Here is a 623-nt window from a genome sequence, read left to right as displayed (position 1 = left end):
CTCCTCGGCGATCAGCATCGGGTCGTAGCCGATCCGCGCGCCCGCCGGCGCATGCTGGCGCAGCCAGGCCGGCGGCGGCTCGTCGGTGATATGCCGCCGCTCCCACAGCGCCGCGTCGGTCTCCTCGGCGAGTTGCAGCGTGTATCGCCCGTCGGTGAACACGGCGGCGCGGTCCGCCAGCACGATCGCGAGCCCGGCGCTGCCGGTAAAGCCGGTCAGCCAGGCCAGCCGCTCGGCGCAGGCGGGCACGTATTCGCCCAGATGCTCGTCGGCGCGCGGCACCAGCAGACCCTGCACCCCCGCCTCGGCCAGACAGGCACGCAGCGCCGCGAGGCGCTCGGCATGGACACTCATGCGTTGTCTCCCGGCTCATGCGACGGACGGCGCAGGATGAGCGTCGCCCACGCCCCCTCGGTCAGTATCGCCTGCAACGACAGCCCGTGCCGCCGGTGCGCGGCCAGCACCATCCGCACCTGCGAGGTCAGCAGCCCCGCCAGGATCGCCCGCCCCCCCGGCGCGAGGCCGCGCGCGAGGTCGCGCGCCATGCCGCACAGCGGCCGCGCGAGGATGTTGGCGAACACCAGATCATAGGGCCGCGCGCGCCGCACCGCCGGCTGCCGCCA

At 74.8% G+C, this 623-nt stretch carries 2 protein-coding genes; both read right to left on the bottom strand.

Annotated elements, in window-relative coordinates; genetic code table 11:
- Positions 1-354, bottom strand: a 354-nt coding sequence (locus tag B8460_RS18830; RefSeq protein WP_048863162.1) for an aminopeptidase P family N-terminal domain-containing protein, incomplete at its 3' end; no start/stop codon positions are given.
- Positions 351-623: 50S ribosomal protein L11 methyltransferase (locus tag B8460_RS18825; protein WP_048863161.1), on the bottom strand; the 273-nt coding region annotated here is incomplete at its 5' end. The genes B8460_RS18825 and B8460_RS18830, both read right to left, overlap by 4 nt.

Source organism: Acidisphaera rubrifaciens HS-AP3, from assembly GCF_000964365.1.
In the GTDB taxonomy this organism is placed as follows: domain Bacteria; phylum Pseudomonadota; class Alphaproteobacteria; order Acetobacterales; family Acetobacteraceae; genus Acidisphaera; species Acidisphaera rubrifaciens.
Note: the sequence above shows the minus strand (reverse complement) of the source record. Positions and strands in the feature narration are given on the sequence as shown.